Origin of the sequence: Streptomyces sp. NPDC059499 (assembly GCF_042749285.1) — a bacterium.
GTDB lineage: Bacteria > Actinomycetota > Actinomycetes > Streptomycetales > Streptomycetaceae > Streptomyces.
In genome coordinates this window covers 1-17,711 of the sequence record NZ_JBHYTT010000029.1, presented here as the reverse complement: position 1 = coordinate 17,711, position 17,711 = coordinate 1, and the positions used below count along the sequence as shown (strand labels likewise).

The window sequence follows — 17,711 nt, the reverse complement described above, 5'->3', positions numbered from 1 at the left end:
TCTTCCCCGTGGTTACTTGGCGGGCCTGAGGTTCAGCACGACTTCCAGCGCGTCGGGCTGAGTGTGCTGCGGGGCGGCGTACGGGGAGGACTCGGTCGGCCAGCCCACCCAGTTCTTCGTGGAGTACTCCGCACCGATGGGGGCCGCGGCCGTCGGGATCATCGGCACCTGCTCGACCATGATCTTCTGGAGCGCGTGGATGGCCTTGGTGCGCGTGGCGTCGTCGGTGGCGTTGGCGTACTCCTTGAGCGCGGCGGTGGCCTCGGGGCTCTTGAAGCGGCCGAAGTTGCCGAGCTGGGCGGTCTTGCCGATGGGCTGGAGAATCGCCCCGTCCATGATGTTCTGGTACATGTCGTACGGCGTGGCACCGCTGTTGGTCCAGTGCAGGGTGGCGTCGAAGTTGCCGGTGGCCACGTCGGTGCCCCAGGCCTCGGCGGTCTGCGTCTTGACCTTCGCCTCGATGCCCAGCTGCTTGATGCTGTCCTTGATGATCGACAGCCCGGTGATGTAGTCGTTCCAGCCGGCCGGGTCGGTGAAGGTCAGCTTCACGGGCTTGCCGCTCGGGTCCTTCAGGACTCCCCCGCTGAGCTTGAATCCCGCCTCGTCGAGGATCTTCTTGGCCCCGGCGACATCGGGCTTGGTGGTGGCGTCCTTGTACTCGGGCGCGAGGAACGACTCACCCGCGGGCAGCGGGATGCCGGTCGGGTTGGTGATCTCCGGGTAGAGCGTCGCCTGGGCCTGGACGTGGATCGCCCTGCGGTCGACGACCATGGCCATCGCCTTGCGAAGCGCCGGGTTGTCGAACGGCTTGCGGGCGGTGTTGAACCACAGGCCGTGGATGCCGAGCCCGGAGGGGAACCACAGCTTGTGGTTCTTCGGGTCCTTGGCCACGTACAGCTGCTTGTAGTTCGGCATGAAGACGAACGACCACTCGACCTTGCCGCTCGCCAGGGCCGTGGTCGCCGCGCTGTTGTCGTTGTACGCGGTGTAGCGCAGCTCCTTGACCTTGGTCTCGCCCTTCCAGTAGGTGGGCGTGGCGGTCAGGGTGGTGGTCTGCGGGGTGAACGTCTTCAGCTTGTACGGACCCGAGCCGACCGGGGTGCGGTTGGGCCAGGTCTCCGGGTTCTCGACCTTCTCCCAGATGTGCTTGGGCACGACATAGGTCGTGATGATCTTGTTCTGGTTGACGAACTGGGAGTCCTTGAAGGTCAGGACGACCTTCTTGCCCTCGACGGTGATGCCGTCGTACGGGATGCCGTTGCCGTTGAGCGCCGGGTGCTTCTTGAGCAGTTCGAAGGTGAACGCGACGTCCGCGGCGGTCAGCGGCTTGCCGTCGGCCCACTTCGCCCGCTCGTCCAGGGTGAAGGTGAGCTTGGTGAAGTTGGACTCCCAGTCCCACGCGGTCGCCAGCCACGCGTCCGCCTTGTCCGTGGGGCGGATCTGGTTCGTCATCGCCAGCGGCTCGTAGATCATGTACCGGTAGCCGAGGGTGGCGCTCGCCGAGGTCGCGAGGAACGGGTTGCTGTTGTTCGTCTGCGGTCCGTCCGGCTTTCCGAGGGTCAGTACGCCGGAGGCACCGGCGCCGCCCCCTTTGTTGGCGCCCGAGTTGGCGGACGAGCAACCGGTGGCGAGTGCGACCACGGCGGTGGCGACAGCGACCGCTCTGAGCGTGGTGTGACGGCGTGCGGACATGGCGACTCCAGGAAGACTGCGGGTCTGGGAGATCCGGGAAACGGACAGCGCTCGGCGCGCCGGTGACGGGCGGTGCGACTTACGGGTGGTGCGTCGTGGAGGACTTCAGGAACGGACGGGGCCCGTCGGGGCCCTGCCCGTTACGGCGCCGACTGGCGCACGACCAGTTCGGTGGGCAGCACAACCGGTCCGTCCGGTACGGCGGTGCCGCCGAGGTGGGAGAGCAGCAGCCGTGCCGCCGTCTCGCCCATCTGCCGGGTGGGCTGGTGCACGGTGGTGAGAGGCGGTTCGGTGTGTTCGGCCATCGGGATGTCGTCGAAGCCGACCACGGCGATGTCTTCCGGCACGCGGCGTCCCGCGGCCCGCAGGGCCCGCAGGACGCCTGCGGCACTGATGTCGTTGTGGGCGAAGACCGAGTCGAACTCCATGCCGGAGGCGAGGAGTTGTTCCACCGCCAGTCGGCCGCAGCGTTCGGTGAAGTCTCCGCTCACGACCAGATCGGTGGGCAGGACCGACCGGAACCCCGCGAGCCGTTCGCGGACGCAGCCGAAGTGCTCGGGTCCGGTGAGGACCAGGGGCCTGGTGCGTCCGGCTGCCTGCAGATGGCGGGCGGCGGACGCGCCCCCCTCGTGGTTGGTGGTCACGACGGAGGGGAATTCGGGGTGGTGGCCGCGATCGTCGATGAGCACGATCGGCAGACCGGACCGGTGCAGCTCGGTGAGGTGGGCCAGGGTGTTCTCCGGTTCGACGACGACGAGTCCGTCGAAGGCGCGCGCCGACACCTGGCTGGTGAAGCGCTCCACGGACTCGGCACCCCGGTTGCAGGTGAAGAGCAGCAGTCCGTAGTCGGCGGCCTCCACCGTGTCGACGACGCCCTGGAGCACTTCGCCCATCCACGGCCAGGTCAGCGAGGGCACCAGCATCCCGACCGTGCGGCTGCTGCCGCGGGCCAGTCCGACGGCGCCCGAGCTGGGCACATAGCCGAGGTTGGCGATCACTTCACGAACGCGGGCTGCCGTTGAACCGTCGACCTCGCCCTTGGTGTTGATGACCCGGGACACGGTCGTCTTGCTGACGCCGGCCTCACGGGCGACATCGGCGATGGTGACACGCAACGGGGCCTCCGGGGACAAGGCAGGACAGGGCAGGGCAAGCGGTGGACCACGACTTCGGTACCGGTTCCGCAACCGGTACCGGAACCGGTACCGGCGTTGCGGCTGGAGTTAACCCCGCCGGAACAGGGCCGTCAATACTTCACACCGAGATTGGTCCGTACCCATCGTCGAAGCAGGTCCGACAGGCCATTCGTTCACTTCTTGAACGCGCCTACCTCTTGACGCGAACACGTAAGAGCAGTTCACTCACGCCTCGTTCGACGGCACTTCCCCCACGCCCCTGCCGAGAAAGGCAGCAGCCCATGATTCGAACAAGCAGAGCGGCGAGAGTCATCGTCGCCACGGCGCTCGCGACCACAGGCCTGGCCGGGCTCTCCTCCGGCACCGCACAGGCGGCCGGCGAGACCGTGAACATCGTGCTGACCACGACGGACGACGCCGGTGGCCGCCATGTGACCCGCGGCCTCCAGGCACAGACACCGGTCGCCTTCGCCGCCGGAAACGGCGGCTCGGGCACGAACATCACGGTCGACGAGAACACCCGGTACCAGACCTTCACCGGCGGCGGCGCCTCGTTCACGGACACGGCGGCGTGGCTGATGAAGGGCAGCGGCGCGCTCAGTCAGGCGACCCGCGACGAGACGATGAGGAAGCTGTTCTCCCCCACGGACGGCATCGGGCTCTCGTTCGTACGCAATCCGATGGGCGGTTCCGACCTCGCGCGGTTCGGCTACACGTACGACGACATGCCGGCCGGGCAGACGGACCCGAATCTCGACAACTTCTCGATCGCACACGATCTGCAGGACGTGCTGCCGCTCACCAGGCAGGCCAAGCAGCTCAACCCGGCCCTCACGACGGTCGCCTCCCCGTGGACCGCGCCGGCCTGGATGAAGGACAACGGGCAGCTGAACGGGGGCTGGCTGAAGGCCGAGAACTACGGCGCGTACGCCGGCTACTTCGTGAAGTACCTCCAGGCCTACCGTGACCAGGGCGTCCCGGTCGACTACGTCACCGCGCAGAACGAGCCGACATGCTGCTCGGGCTACCCCTCGATGAGCTGGAACGGCTCGGGGCTCGCGTACTTCACCAAGAGCGAGCTGCTGCCCAGGCTCCAGGCCGCCGGCCTCCCCACCAAGGTGCTGGCCCACGACTGGAACTGGGACACCTACGACGCGTACGCCGCCGCGACGGTCGACGACGCCGCGGTGCGCAGCCACCCCAACTTCGGCGGGATCGCCTGGCACGGATACGGCGGAGACATCGCGAAGCAGACCGCCGTGCACAACCGGTACCCGGAGCTGGACGCCTTCCAGACCGAGCACTCGGGCGGCACCTGGATCGCCGACCAGCAGCGCGAGGACATGCTCAACATCATCGACTACACCCGCAACTGGGCGAAGTCGGTGACCAAGTGGTCGCTCGCCGTGGACCAGAACCGCGGCCCGCACAATGGCGGTTGCGGCACCTGCGACGGGCTGGTCACCGTGCACAACGGGGACAGCAGGCACGGCCAGGTCGACTACACCGTCGAGTACTACACGATGGGCCACCTGACGAAGTACGTCCGGCCGGGCGCCGCCCGCATCTCCTCCACCGCGAGCTCCACCGTGCCCAACGTGGCCTGGCGCAACCCGGACGGCTCCAAGGCCCTGATCGCCTACAACGGTTCGGCGTCGGCGCAGCAGGTCACGGTCAACTGGGGCGGGCAGAAGTTCACCTACTCGCTGCCCGGCCGCACCTCGGCGACGTTCACCTGGGCGGGCACCCAGTCCGGCTCCTCCGGAAGCTCGGGAGCCCTCGCCGGCATCGGGGGCAAGTGCCTGGACGCGACCGGCAACACCGGGGCGGACGGCACGCCGGTCCAGATCTGGGACTGCACGGGCGCGGCCAACCAGCGCTGGACGGTCTCCGGCGACGGTTCGATCAAGGTTCTCGGCGCCTGCCTGGACGTGACCTCGGGGTCCACGGCCGACGGAGCAAAGGTCCAGCTGTACACCTGCAACGGGTCGGGAGCGCAGCGCTGGACGTACAACTCCTCGACCGGGGACGTGGTGAACACGGCCGCGGACAAGTGCCTCGACGTGACCGGCCAGTCCTCGGCGAACGGTGCTCGCGCCCAGATCTGGACCTGCACCGGAGCCGCCAACCAGAAGTGGCGGCTCCAGTAGGGACCCGTACTAGTCGGTGGGCTCGACGCCGGCCCGCAGCAGGCCGTAGGTGTACGCGTCCTCCAGTGCCTGCCAGGACGCGGCGATGACGTTCTCGGCCACGCCGACCGTCGCCCAGTCGCCGGATCCGTCGCCCGTGGTGATCAGCACCCGGGTGGTGGATTCGGTGCCGGTGCGGCCCTCCAGGATGCGGACCTTGTAGTCGACCAGTTCCAGCTTGGCCAGCTGCGGGTAGATCCGCTCCAGGCCGACGCGCAGCGCCCGGTCCAGGGCGTTGACGGGGCCGTTGCCCTCGGCCGTGGCGACGATCCGCTCGCCCTTCGCCCAGAGCTTCACGGTCGCCTCGTTGGCGTGGGTGCCGTCGGGACGGTTCTCGACGATCGCCCGCCAGGACTCGACGCGGAAGTAGCGGCGGGGCCTGCCTTCGACCTCCGCACGCAGCAGCAGCTCGAAGGACGCGTCGGCCGCCTCGTAGGTGTAGCCCCTGAGTTCGCGCTCCTTGACCCGCTCGACGACCCGTCCGACGAGCGCGCGGTCGTCGCCCAGGTCGATCCCGAGCTCCTTGCCCTTGAGCTCGATGGACGCACGGCCCGCCATGTCGGAGACGAGCATCCGCATGGTGTTGCCGACGAGTTCCGGATCGATGTGCTGGTACAGGTCCGGGTCGACCTTGATCGCGGAGGCGTGCAGCCCGGCCTTGTGCGCGAAGGCCGAGACACCCACGTAGGGCTGGTGGGTGGAGGGGGTGAGGTTGACGACCTCGGCGATCGCGTGCGAGATGCGGGTCATGTCGGCGAGCGCGCCCGCGGGCAGGACGGTCTTGCCGTACTTGAGTTCCAGGGCGGCCACGACGGGGAAGAGGTTGGCGTTGCCGACCCGCTCGCCGTAGCCGTTGGCGGTGCACTGGACGTGGGTGGCGCCCGCGTCCACGGCGGCAAGGGTGTTGGCGACCGCACAGCCGGTGTCGTCCTGGGCGTGGATGCCGAGGCGGGCCCCGGTGTCGGCGAGGACGGTGGCGACGACCGCCTGGACCTGCGCGGGGAGCATGCCGCCGTTGGTGTCGCAGAGGATGACCACGTCGGCGCCGGCCTCGTAGGCGGTGCGCACGACCGACTTGGCGTACTCGGGGTTGGCGCGGTAGCCGTCGAAGAAGTGCTCGCAGTCGACGAAGACCCGGCGGCCCTGTTCGCGGAGGTGGGAGACGGTGTCGCTGACCATCTCCAGGTTCTCCTCGAGGGTGGTGCGCAGGGCCAGTTCCACATGGCGGTCATGGGACTTGGCGACCAGCGTGATCACCGGGGCGCCCGATGCGAGGAGCGCCTGGACCTGAGGGTCCTCGGCGGCCTTGCCGCCCGCTCTGCGGGTGGCGCCGAAGGCGACGAGCTGGGCGTGCCGGAACTCGATCTCCTGCTGCGCGCGGGCGAAGAACTCGGTGTCGCGGGGGTTGGCACCCGGCCAGCCGCCCTCGATGAAGCCCACACCGAAGTCGTCCAGATGCCGGGCGATGGTCAGCTTGTCCGCAACCGTCAGGTTGATGCCTTCACGCTGCGCACCGTCGCGCAGCGTGGTGTCGAAGACATGGAAACTGTCGTCGGGGGCCGTGGCCTTGGTGGTCATGCTGTCTGACTCCTGTCGGGTGAGCGGATCCGGACGAATCGGCTCCACTTGCCCCCATCATCTCGCGTGCCTCGCCCCGGCCGTGGTGGGGGCCGGAAAACGAAAAAACCCCTCGCGGGTGCGAGAGGTCTGCGCGCGGGTCTGGGGCACGATGGCCGTGCCGTACGAGGTGGTACGGGACGGTCACTGCGGACCGGCGCGCCTGCTGCCGATAATCATGGCGAACGAGGACACGCACGCAGTCTTGCACAGCACCCCGTTCGTGCCCCGCCCCGTCTCAGGATGCGGTCGTGACGTCCGCCGCACCGAAGGGGTGCGAGGGGTGGAACGCACGGGCGGCCGCGGCCCCTGTACGGGGGCGGTTCGCGCGAGTGGCCGCGCCCTCTGTGCAGGGGCGGGCTCGCGCGAGTGGCCGCGCCCTCTGTACGGGGCGCGGCCACTCGCGCGTGCGGGCGCCTAGCCGAGGGGGTGCATCCAGCCGTGGGTGTCCTCGGCGATGCCGCGCTGGATGTCCAGGAGGCGCTCGCGCAGCCTGAGGGTGACCTCGCCGGGCGTGCCGTCGCCCTGGATCCACTCGCCGTCCGCGGACTTCACGGTTCCGACGGGCGTGATGACGGCGGCGGTGCCGCAGGCGAACACCTCGGTCAGGGTGCCGTTCGCGGTGTCGTCCCGCCACTGGTCGATGGAGACGCGGCCCTCCTCGGAGGCGTAACCGAGGTCCCGGGCGACGGTGAGGAGCGAGTCACGCGTGACGCCGGCGAGCAGCGAGCCGGTGAGGGAGGGGGTGACGATCCGCTTGCCGCCGTCCTCCTGGTCGTACACGAAGTAGAGGTTCATGCCGCCCAGTTCCTCGACCCACGTGTGTTCGACGGCGTCAAGGTAGGCGACCTGGTCGCAGCCCTTCGCGGCGGCCTCGGCCTGGGCGAGGAGGGAAGCGGCGTAGTTGCCGCCGGTCTTGGCGTCGCCCATGCCGCCGGGGACGGCACGCACCCTGTCCTGGGAGAGCCAGATGGAGACCGGCTTCACGCCACCGGGGAAGTAGGCGCCGGCGGGCGAGGCGATGACGAGGAAGAGGTACGAGTTGGCGGGCCGCACACCCAGACCGACCTCGGAAGCGATCATGAACGGGCGCAGGTAGAGGGACTCCTCGCCGCCGTGCGCCGGAACCCAGTCCTTGTCCTGCTGGACCAGGGCGTCGCACGCCGCGATGAACGTCTCGGCGGGCAGCTCGGGCATGGCGAGCCGGGCGGCGGACCGCTGGAAGCGCGCGGCGTTGGCCTCCGGGCGGAACGTGGCGACCGTTCCGTCGCTCTGGCGGTAGGCCTTGAGACCCTCGAAGATCTCCTGCGCGTAGTGCAGTGTCATGTTGGCCGGGTCGATCGACAGCGGTCCGTAGGGGACGAGCTGGGCGTCGTGCCAGCCGCGCCCCTCGGTCCAGCTGATCGTCACCATGTGATCGGTGAAGTGGCGGCCGAATCCGGGGCTGGCCAGGATCGCCTCGCGCTCCGCGTCGGACAGCGGGTTCGAGGAGGGCTTGAGCTCGATCGTGGGCGTCGTCATGAGTGCGTGTCCTTCACCGGTCTTGTGTGTGATGGACCGCGCTCACGCCCGCTCCCCGTCCGACATCTCAGACAGGTTGTAGGACGTCCGAGCTCTCCCGCAAGCCACGGCCCCGCGTTCGATTATCTCTCGCGGGTGGCCGTGCACGAAATGAGGCGCTTGCGGTGGCGTGATTGCGGTCCGGGGTCGATGGTGGCACCCGGTGACCGCAAGGTGAAGCCGCCGGGTGCGGATGCGACCCGGCGGCTTCGAAGTGGAGGCGTCGGGTCAGCTCGCTACGCGTACCGCGAGCGCGTCACCGATCTCGTCGGTGGTGCGCGTCGTCTTCCCGTCGCGCTCCGCGAGGTCGGCGGAGACGGCCTCCTCGATGCGCACGGCCTCGGCCTCGTGACCGAGGTGGCGCAGCAGGAGAGCGACGGACAGGATCGTGGCGGTCGGGTCGGCCTTGCCCTGGCCCGCGATGTCGGGGGCAGTGCCGTGGACCGGCTCGAACATCGACGGGAACGCGCCCGTCGGGTTGATGTTGCCGGACGCGGCCAGGCCGATACCGCCGGTAACGGCTGCGGCGAGGTCCGTGAGGATGTCACCGAAGAGGTTGTCGGTGACGATGACGTCGAAGCGCTCCGGCTGGGTGACGAAGAAGATCGTCGCGGCGTCGACGTGCAGGTAGTCGGTGGTGATCTCGGGGTACTCGGCCGCGACCTTGTCGAAGGTGTTCTTCCACAGGTGGCCCGCGTACACGAGGACGTTGTTCTTGTGGACCAGCGTCAGCTTCTTGCGCGGACGGGCGGCGGCACGCGCGAAGGCGTCCCGGACGACGCGCTCGACACCGTAGGCCGTGTTGACGCTGACCTCGGTGGCGACCTCGTGCTCCGTACCGGTGCGCAGGGAACCACCGTTGCCCGTGTACGGACCCTCGGTGCCCTCGCGGACGACGACGAAGTCGATCTCGGGGCTGCCGGCCAGCGGCGTCGCGGTGTTCGGGAAGAGCTTCGACGGCCGCAGGTTGATGTAGTGGTCGAACTCGAAGCGCAGTTTCAGCAGCAGCCCGCGCTCCAGCACGCCCGACGGCACGGAGGGGTCTCCGATGGCGCCGAGCAGGATGGCGTCGTGGCCCTTGAGGGCCTCCAGCTCCGCGTCCGGGAGGGTTTCACCGGTGCGGTGCCAGCGCTGGGCGCCGAGGTCGTACTCCTTGGTCTCCAGCTTCACATCCTGCGGGAGAACAGCGTTGAGGACCTTGAGGCCCTGGGTGACGACCTCCTGGCCGATACCGTCGCCGGGGATCACTGCGAGATTGAGGCTGCGAGACATAACGGCACCCTAGCCCTCCGTCCCACCCAATGACATCCGTTGTCCACGATACGGACACCTGGAACGGATGGCGCGGGCGCGCGCCGAGCACGGACGGAGGGTGGGCCAAGGACCGTCAGTGGCCGGTGGAGCCGCCGTTGTCACGGCGGTCGAGGGCGCGCTGCAGAGCGGCGGCAGCGTTCTTCCGGTCCGAATCGGCCGGGCGGGAGGTGTGACGGACGCGGCGGACAGTGGTCTCGGCCATGGTGGATCGACTCCTTGAGATCGCGTGGATTTCGAGATCGGGACTTCGGAAAATGCGATGTCGAGATCAGGATTTCGAGGCGCCGGAAGGGGCGGGGAGAGGTGCCGCAGGGGTTGCCTGCTTCGGGGCACGTGCTCGCGACCGCCAGTCGCTGGATCGTGCGAGTCGTTCGGCTTCTACAAAGTTAGGACAGCCCGGCCCATCTGTCTCTACAGATACTCGGACTTCCTACTATCTGAGACGGGCACGCGAGCGGAACGTGCTACGGGCACCCCTGCGGGCGGCCTCAGAAGGGCACGGTGAGCTGCGCCCGGACATGGGCGCGCAGGACGGCCGCCATGTCCGTCCCGCCGTCGGCCAGGAGCCACTGCACCTGGAGCCCGTCCATCAGGGCGATCAGCTGCTGTCCGGCAGCCGCGGGGTCGATGCCCTCGCGCAGCGCGCCCTCCGTGCGCACCTGGGCGTAGGCGTCCTCCGCCCCCGACACCGAGTCCCTGTACCGCCGTACGAAGTAGCCGTGGGCCGGGTGCTCGGCCGAGGTCGCCTCCGCGGAGACCACCGTGAACAGCTCGACGATCCCGCGGCGCGTGGCGTTCAGCTCGGCCAGATCGACGAACCTGCGGAGCCGGTCGACGCCGGTGACCGCGGAGGACGAGAGCCACTCGCCGTCCACTTCGTCGCGGTGTTCGAGCACCGCGAGCAGCAGGTTCTCCTTGGTCGGGAAGTGGTGCATCAGACCGGTGTGCGAGATTCCGCACCGGGTCGCGATGACCCGCAGCGATGCCCCCCGGTACCCGGCCTCGCCGAACAGGGACATGGCCTGGTCGAGGATCTCGCGACGCTTCGCGCGGCCTTTCGCGTAACCACGCCGCACTTCAGCGGTCACGTGCCACCTCCCGGTCCTTGCGGCCGGATCTGGCCGGCCGGAATCGACGATCGGATTCGATCACCTGTAGTTACTTACCAGGTGGTCGGTATTCACTCTATGGTGAACCCGAACCGCGTCGCGAAAGGACCCCCTCGTGTCCCCCACACCCACCCCGCCCTACCTCGACCCCGCGCTGTCCGTCGCGGAGCGGGTCGGTGACCTCCTCGGCCGCATGACGCTGGCGGAGAAGACCGGCCAGATGCTCCAGCTGAACGCCAAGGACGGGGTGCGGCACCTCATCGAGGACCTGCACGCGGGTTCGATCCTCCACGCCTCGCCCGACCGCGTCCTCGAGGCGGCGGAGCTCACCGAACGCACCCGGCTGCGCATCCCGCTGCTGGTCGCCGAGGACTGCATCCACGGGCACTCCTTCTGGGAGGGGGCCACGATCTATCCGACCCAGCTCGGCATGGCCGCGACGTGGGACCCGGAGCTCGTACAGCGCATCGCCAGGGCGACCGCCGTGGAGGTCGCGGCGAGCGGGGTCCACTGGACGTTCTCCCCGGTGCTCTGCATCACGCGCGATCTGCGCTGGGGCCGGGTCAGCGAGACCTTCGGCGAGGACCCCTTCCTCATCGGCGAGCTCGCCTCGGCGATGGTGCGCGGCTACCAGGGCGAGGGCCTGAGCGACCCGACGGCGATCCTCGCGTGCGCCAAGCACTTCGCGGGCTACTCCGAGACGCAGGGCGGCCGTGACGCGAGCGAGGCCGACATCTCGCGGCGCAAACTGCGCTCCTGGTTCCTTCCCCCGTTCGAGCGGGTCGCCCGGGAGGGCTGCCGCACGTTCATGCTCGGCTACCAGTCCATGGACGGTGTGCCGGTCACGGTGAACAACTGGCTGCTGAACGAGGTGCTGCGCGGCGAGTGGGGCTACACCGGCACCCTGGTGACCGACTGGGACAACGTCGGCCGCATGGTGTGGGAGCAGCGGATCCACGCCGACTACGCCCAGGCCGCCGCCGCGGCGGTCCGCGCCGGCAACGACATGGTGATGGCGACGCCTAAGTTCTTCGAGGGCGCGCAGGAGGCGGTCGCCCGGGGCACCCTCGACGAGGCGGAGATCGACGCGGCGGTCCGGCGCATCCTGACGCTGAAGTTCGAACTCGGCCTCTTCGAGAACCCGCGCCACCCCGACGCCGAGCGGCAGGCCGCGGTCATCGGCAGCGCCGAGCACGCCGCGCTGAACCTGGAGGCCGCCCGCCGCTCGCTGGTCCTGCTCACGAACGACGGCACCCTGCCGCTGGCCGGCGGCTTCGAGCCGGGACCGGACGGCCGCGCTCTCGCCGCCCCCGGCTCGGCTCCGCGCACGGTCGCCGTGATCGGGCCCAACGCCGACGACGCCCAGACCCAGCTCGGCGACTGGGCGGGCTCTTCGGGCCAGGCGGACTGGCTGCCGGACGGCCAACCGCGCGCGATGATCCGTACGGTGCTCGACGGGTTCCGCGAGCAGGCCCCCGAGAGCTGGACCGTCTCGTACGCCCGTGGCGCCGAGATCCTCACGGTGGGTCCCGACCCGGACGGGGAGTTCTTCCCCGACGGACAGCCCCGGCCCCATGTCGTCGTCCCGGCACAGCCCTCCGCCGCCCTGGTCGCCGAGGCGGTGGCGGCCGCCGAGGCCGCCGACCACGTCGTCGCGGTCGTGGGCGACCGCATCGAGCTGGTCGGCGAGGGGCGCTCGACCGCGACCCTGGAGCTGGTCGGCGACCAGGTCGCGCTGCTCGACGCCCTCGCCGCGACCGGCAAGCCGCTGGTCGTCGTCGTCATCAGCTCCAAGCCGCTGGTGCTGCCGCCGTCCGCGCTCGGTGCGGCGGCGATCGTGCACGCCTTCAACCCGGGTATGCAGGGCGGCCGGGCCGTGGCCGAGCTGGTGCTCGGGCTCATCGAGCCGTCGGGGCGACTGCCTGTCTCCTTCGCCCGGCACGCGGGCCAGCAGCCGACGTACTACAACCAGATCCGCGGCCAGCACGGCACGCGGTACGCCGATCTCACCCAGAGTCCCGAGTTCGTCTTCGGCGAGGGCCTGAGCTACACGACCGTCACGTACGCGGATCTGGAGGTGCTCACGACGAGCGTCGGCGCGTCCGACACGGTGCAGGCCCGGGTCACGGTCAGCAACACCGGTGACCGGCCCGTGCGGGAGACCGTGCAGGTGTACGTGAGCGACACGGTGACCTCGGTGACCTGGGCCGAGAAGGAGCTGAAGGCGTACCGGCAGGTGGAGCTCGCCCCGGGCGAATCGCGCGAGGTCCTCGTCGAGCTGCCCGTCGCCGCGTGCACGCTCGTGGACGCCGAGGGCGCCCGGGTCGTCGAGGCGGGCGACTTCGAGCTGCTCGTCGGCCCGTCCTCGCGCGAGGACGCCCTCCTGCGGGCGGGCTTCACCGTGAAGGACTGAGACCACGGCACCGGGAAATGGAAACCGCCTCCCGGCCGGCAGGGGGGCCGGTCGGGAGGCGGTGTACGGGGCGGGGCGCCGCGGTGGGCGCCCCGGAGGGCGTCAGCCCTGGTGGGGGTAGGTGTAGTCGGTCGGCGGGACCAGCGTCTCCTTGATGGCGCGGGTCAGCGTCCAGCGCTGCAGGTTCTGCGGGGCGCCCGCCTTGTCGTTGGTGCCCGAGGCACGGCCGCCACCGAAGGGCTGCTGGCCGACGACGGCTCCGGTCGACTTGTCGTTGATGTAGAAGTTGCCCGCGGCGTAGCGGAGCTTGTCCATCGTGTACGCGGCCGCCGCACGGTCGTTGGAGATGACGGCGCCGGTGAGCGCGTAGTCGGAGACCGACTCCATCTGCTCCAGCATGGCGTCGTACTTCTCGTCCTCGTAGACGTGCACGGCGAGGATCGGGCCGAAGTACTCGGTCGTGAAGACCTCGTTGGCCGGGTCGTCGCACGCGATGACGGTCGGGCGGACGAAGTAGCCGACGGAGTCGTCGTACGTACCGCCCGCGACGATCGTGCAGGTCGGGTCGGCCTTCGCGCGGTCGATCGCGGCCTTGTTCTTCGCGAACGAGCGCTCGTCGATGACGGCACCGATGAAGTGCGACAGGTCGGTGACGTCACCCTGGGTGATGGAGTCGACCTCGGCCGCGAACTCCTCCTTGAAACCGGAGTTCCAGATGGAGGCCGGGACGTACGCACGGGAGGACGCGGAGCACTTCTGGCCCTGGTACTCGAAGGAGCCACGGGTCAGCGCGGTCTTCAGGACGGCGCGGTCCGCGCTCGGGTGCGCGACGACGAAGTCCTTGCCACCGGTCTCGCCGACGAGCCGCGGGTAGGTGCGGTAGTTGGCGATGTTGTTGCCGACCGTCTTCCACAGGTGCTGGAAGGTCGGGGTCGAGCCGGTGAAGTGGATGCCGGCCAGGTCGCGGTGGTTCAGCGCCACCTCGGAGACGGCCTTGCCGTCGCCCGTGACCAGGTTGATGACGCCCTTGGGCAGACCCGCCTCTTCCAGGAGCTGCATCAGCAGCACGGCGGCGTGGGTCTGCGTCGGGGACGGCTTCCACACCACGACGTTGCCCATGAGGGCGGGCGCGGTGGGCAGGTTGCCCGCGATGGCGGTGAAGTTGAAGGGCGTGATCGCGTAGACGAAGCCCTCGAGCGGGCGGTGGTCCATGCGGTTCCACACGCCGGGAGAGTTCGCCGGGGGCTGCTCGGCGAGGATCTGGCGGGCGTAGTGCACGTTGAAGCGCCAGAAGTCGACGAGCTCGCAGGGACAGTCGATCTCGGCCTGCTGGGCGGTCTTGGACTGGCCGAGCATCGTGGACGCGGCCAGCGTCTCGCGCCAGGGGCCGGACAGCAGCTCGGCGGCGCGCAGGATGATCGCGGCGCGGTCGTCGAAGGACATCGCGCGCCAGGCCGGGGCGGCGGCGAGGGCGGCGTCGATCGCGTCCTGGGCGTCCTGCTCCGTGGCGCCGGCGGAGGTGCCGATGACGGCCTTGTGGTTGTGCGGCTGTACGACGTCGAAGCGCTCGCCGCCACCCATCCGCTTCTCGCCGCCGATGGTCATCGGCAGGTCGATGGGGTTCTCGGCGAGCTCCTTGAGCTTCGCCTCGAGGCGGGCCCGCTCGGGGGAACCCGGGGCGTAGGAGTGGACCGGCTCGTTGACCGGCGCGGGGACCTGGGTGACAGCGTCCATGAGTGCCTTGTCTCCTTGGTTGGGGTGGGTGGTCGGCCGGGCAGGTCAGCCCTTGGTTCAGCCCTTGGTGAGGATGGAGCGGGCGAAGAACAGCAGGTTGGCCGGCTTCTCCGCGAGGCGGCGCATGAAGTAGCCGTACCAGTCGGTGCCGTACGCCGTGTAGACGCGCATCCGGTGGCCCTCGGCCGCGAGCCGGATCTGCTCGTCGCTGCGAATGCCGTACAGCATCTGGAACTCGTACTCGTCCAGTTTGCGCCCGGCCTGGCGGGCGAGCTCCTGGCCGATCGCGATGAGACGCGGGTCGTGGGAGCCGATCATCGGGTAGCCGTCGCCCACCATGAGGATCTTCAGGATCCGGACGAACGCCTTGTCGATCTCCGGCTTCTGCTGGTACGCGACGGAGGCGGGCTCCTTGTACGCGCCCTTCACCAGGCGGACCCGGCTGCCGGCGTCGGCGAGGCGGCGGGCGTCGTCCTCGGTGCGGAACAGGTAGGCCTGGATCACGCAGCCGGTCTGCGGGAAGTCCTTCCGCAGCTCCTCGTGGATGGCGAACATCGAGTCGAGGGTGGTGTGGTCCTCGGCGTCCAGCGTGACCGTGGTGCCGATCGCGGCGGCGGCCTCGACGACCGGCCGGATGTTGGCCAGCGCCAGCTCGTGGCCGCCGTCGAGGGACTGGCCGAACATCGACAGCTTGACCGACATCTCGGCCTTGGTGCCGAGCCCGAGCTGCTCGAGGCGGCCGATCAGCTCCAGGTAGGCGTCGCGCGCGGCGGCGGCCTGCTCGGGGGTGGTGATGTCCTCACCCACGACGTCCAGGGTGACCTCGAGGCCGTGGTCGGCCGAGTCCTGGACCACCTGGACCACCTGGTCGACGGCCTCACCGGCGATGAACCGGGCGACGACCTGCTTGGTGCCCGGGGCGGCCGAGATGAAACGACGCATCTTGTCGCTGCGGGACGCGGCGAGAATCACGGGACCCAGCACGGGGCACCTCCACGGAAATGTACGAACGAGGGCCGTACCGGCATGCATGTGAACAGACCGGGACGGCACGGAGAACCACCGTGAAATCTAAGGATCCTTCCGATCGTGTGCCATCGACACCTGTCACGCATCTGTGGTCACTACTTCAGACATATGTCTGAGGAGGTGGGAGACTGGCCGGGTGAAGGGCGATTACCAGGAGCTGGTCGACGAGATCTCCGCGCTGCTCGGCGCCCCCGCGATCCTGGAGAACCGGGATTTCGTCCTGGTGGCCTTCGGGGCCCACGACAGCGACGACGACAAGGCGATGGACCCCGTCCGTACGCGCTCGATCCTCACCCGGCGCTCCACCCCCGCGGTCCGTGCCTGGTTCGAGGGCTTCGGCATCGCCCGCGCGACCGGCCCGGTCCACATTCCGGCGGCCCCGGAGGCCGGAGTGTTCCGGGACCGGATCTGCCTTCCGGTACGCCATAGGGGTGTCGTACTCGGATACGTATGGCTGCTCGACGCCGACCCCCGGCCGACCTCCGGCCGGCTGACGGCGGCGATGGAGGTGGCGGCCCGGATCGGGGGGCTGCTCTCCGACGAGGCGCGGGCGGGGGCCGACCTGTCCCGGGAGTTCGGCGCCGTGCTCGCGGCAGGGCGGGGATGGCAGCGCGACATGGCGGTGGCGGCGCTGCACGAGGCGCTGGGCCCGGACGCGGACGGGCTGCACACCGTGGTGTGCGTGACCCCGTGGCCGGACGAGGCACCCTCGGTCCGTACGGTGCCCTCAGCGGCGGCCCTCGCCACGGTCGCCGTGGCGGGCACGCACTCGCTGGCCGCGCTGGTACGGCTGCGCTCCCCCGACACCCTGGACCCGGCGACGACGGCAGCCGACCGCCTGCGCGCCACCGCGGGGGCCACCGCCACGGGCGGGATCGCGGTCGCCCGCCGGGGTCTGGCGGAGCTGGCCGACTCCTGGCACGAGGCCCTGTCAGCGGCCCGCGCGGCCTCCGCGGAGTCCCGCTTCGGTCCGGTCGCCGACTGGCGGGCCATCGGCCCGTACCGGCTGCTGGCCTCGCTGCCCCCGGACCGGGACGCCGACCCGGACCACACGGTCCGCACCCTGCTGACCCCGCCGCACGCGGAACTGGCCCGCACCGCCGAGGTGTTCCTCGACTGCGCGGGCCAGGCGAGCCGTACGGCGGGCGAGCTGGGCATCCACCGCCAGACGCTCTACTACCGCCTCGCCCGGGTCCAGGAGCTCACCGGGCTCGACCTGAACGACGGCGAGGACCGGCTGCTGCTGCACATGTCGCTGAAGGCGGCGCGGCTGTGAGTCCTGGGCACCGGGACGAGCATGCCGGGGGCGCGGCCGGTCAGCGGTCGCGGCCGTGCGCCCGGCCTCAGCAGGTCGAGTGGAAGAGGCCGCCCACGGGCCGGTCCCCGGCTGTCAGCGCGTGGTAGAGCTCGACGGCAGCCCGGGTCGCGTCCATGTGCACCTCCGCCCCGGACTGCCGGAGCAGTTCGAGGGCCGGTGGGGCGACCTGCAGCCGCCGCTCCATACCCAGGCCGAGGACGACGACCTCGACGCCTCGTCCGAGAAGCTCCTGGACGTCCCCGGGCTGGATCCCCGGGATGTGCCGGGTGCCGTGCTCGGCCCAGTCCCAAGGGTGTCCGCCGCCCGGATACAGGACGAAGTCCTTGCCGGGGGCAAGGCCTTCGATCTCCATCAGGCCCCATTCGAGGCCGGCTATCCGAGGAGAACGCGTCGACTGCGCGGGGTGGTTGATGCCGGTCATGCGGGTGATCATCGCAGCCCCGGCGGGTCACCCGCAGCGGCTTTCGGCCGGAGGCCGCACCGGCCTCCGGCCCGACACGCCGGCGGCGGCTCCGTGGCGGGCGGGCCGAGAGGGACCGGAGAGGCGGCCACCCGGACACGCGAACGGCCGCGCCCGGCGGGACAATCTGAATCTGCCAT

The 17,711-nt window shown here is 69.9% G+C and carries 13 protein-coding genes; 3 read left to right on the top strand and 10 right to left on the bottom strand.

Going from position 1 to position 17,711, the window contains the following annotated elements:
- Window positions 1–12: 12 nt before the first annotated feature.
- Both ACFW9O_RS36100 and ACFW9O_RS36095 read right to left on the bottom strand, forming a co-directional pair.
- A complete protein-coding gene (locus ACFW9O_RS36100; RefSeq protein ID WP_351169591.1) occupies window positions 13–1,692 on the bottom strand; it encodes an ABC transporter substrate-binding protein in 1,680 nt (559 codons plus the stop codon).
- 140 nt (window positions 1,693–1,832) lie between these two features.
- On the bottom strand, window positions 1,833–2,807 hold the full coding sequence (locus ACFW9O_RS36095) for a LacI family DNA-binding transcriptional regulator (RefSeq protein WP_384615357.1): 975 nt from the start codon (window positions 2,805–2,807) through the stop codon (window positions 1,833–1,835).
- A 302-nt stretch (window positions 2,808–3,109) separates the two neighbouring features.
- On the opposite strand from ACFW9O_RS36095, the gene ACFW9O_RS36090 reads away from it, so the two are divergent.
- Window positions 3,110–4,978 carry a ricin-type beta-trefoil lectin domain protein gene (locus ACFW9O_RS36090; protein WP_384615355.1) on the top strand — a complete coding sequence of 623 codons (1,869 nt, stop codon included), beginning with the start codon at window positions 3,110–3,112 and terminating at the stop codon, window positions 4,976–4,978.
- Between the two features lie 9 nt (window positions 4,979–4,987).
- Here ACFW9O_RS36090 and cimA read toward each other — a convergent pair whose 3' ends face one another.
- The 5 genes from cimA to ACFW9O_RS36065 form a co-directional block, all read right to left on the bottom strand.
- On the bottom strand, window positions 4,988–6,595 hold the full coding sequence (gene cimA / locus ACFW9O_RS36085) for a citramalate synthase (RefSeq protein WP_351169561.1): 1,608 nt from the start codon (window positions 6,593–6,595) through the stop codon (window positions 4,988–4,990).
- A 456-nt stretch (window positions 6,596–7,051) separates the two neighbouring features.
- The gene (locus ACFW9O_RS36080; protein WP_351169558.1) at window positions 7,052–8,155 is read right to left on the bottom strand and encodes a branched-chain amino acid aminotransferase; all 1,104 of its coding nucleotides are present in this window, start codon (window positions 8,153–8,155) and stop codon (window positions 7,052–7,054) included.
- 267 nt (window positions 8,156–8,422) lie between these two features.
- Window positions 8,423–9,466 carry a 3-isopropylmalate dehydrogenase gene (locus ACFW9O_RS36075; protein ID WP_351169555.1) on the bottom strand — a complete coding sequence of 348 codons (1,044 nt, stop codon included), beginning with the start codon at window positions 9,464–9,466 and terminating at the stop codon, window positions 8,423–8,425.
- A gap of 115 nt (window positions 9,467–9,581) precedes the next feature.
- Window positions 9,582–9,710: a hypothetical protein gene (locus tag ACFW9O_RS36070; protein ID WP_327114238.1), complete on the bottom strand. Its 129-nt coding sequence runs from the start codon at window positions 9,708–9,710 to the stop codon at window positions 9,582–9,584.
- A gap of 286 nt (window positions 9,711–9,996) precedes the next feature.
- Window positions 9,997–10,596: a TetR/AcrR family transcriptional regulator gene (locus tag ACFW9O_RS36065; protein ID WP_384615351.1), complete on the bottom strand. Its 600-nt coding sequence runs from the start codon at window positions 10,594–10,596 to the stop codon at window positions 9,997–9,999.
- A 136-nt stretch (window positions 10,597–10,732) separates the two neighbouring features.
- Between ACFW9O_RS36065 and ACFW9O_RS36060 the strand changes: the two genes are divergently transcribed.
- Complete coding sequence (locus ACFW9O_RS36060; protein ID WP_384615349.1) at window positions 10,733–13,030, top strand: glycoside hydrolase family 3 N-terminal domain-containing protein; 2,298 nt, start codon at window positions 10,733–10,735, stop codon at window positions 13,028–13,030.
- A gap of 102 nt (window positions 13,031–13,132) precedes the next feature.
- Here the strand turns inward: ACFW9O_RS36060 and pruA are convergent, their stop codons facing one another.
- Window positions 13,133–14,764 (bottom strand): L-glutamate gamma-semialdehyde dehydrogenase, encoded by a 1,632-nt coding sequence (gene pruA / locus ACFW9O_RS36055; protein WP_384615347.1) that lies wholly within the window; start codon window positions 14,762–14,764, stop codon window positions 13,133–13,135.
- A gap of 57 nt (window positions 14,765–14,821) precedes the next feature.
- A complete protein-coding gene (locus tag ACFW9O_RS36050; RefSeq protein WP_384615346.1) occupies window positions 14,822–15,748 on the bottom strand; it encodes a proline dehydrogenase family protein in 927 nt (308 codons plus the stop codon).
- 181 nt (window positions 15,749–15,929) lie between these two features.
- Here ACFW9O_RS36050 and ACFW9O_RS36045 point away from each other — a divergent pair, with 181 nt between their 5' ends.
- Window positions 15,930–17,069: a PucR family transcriptional regulator gene (locus ACFW9O_RS36045; RefSeq protein WP_384615344.1), complete on the top strand. Its 1,140-nt coding sequence runs from the start codon at window positions 15,930–15,932 to the stop codon at window positions 17,067–17,069.
- Between the two features lie 67 nt (window positions 17,070–17,136).
- Here the strand turns inward: ACFW9O_RS36045 and ACFW9O_RS36040 are convergent, their stop codons facing one another.
- A complete protein-coding gene (locus ACFW9O_RS36040) occupies window positions 17,137–17,532 on the bottom strand; it encodes an Mth938-like domain-containing protein (protein WP_351181991.1) in 396 nt (131 codons plus the stop codon).
- Between the last annotated feature and the right edge of the window lie 179 nt (window positions 17,533–17,711).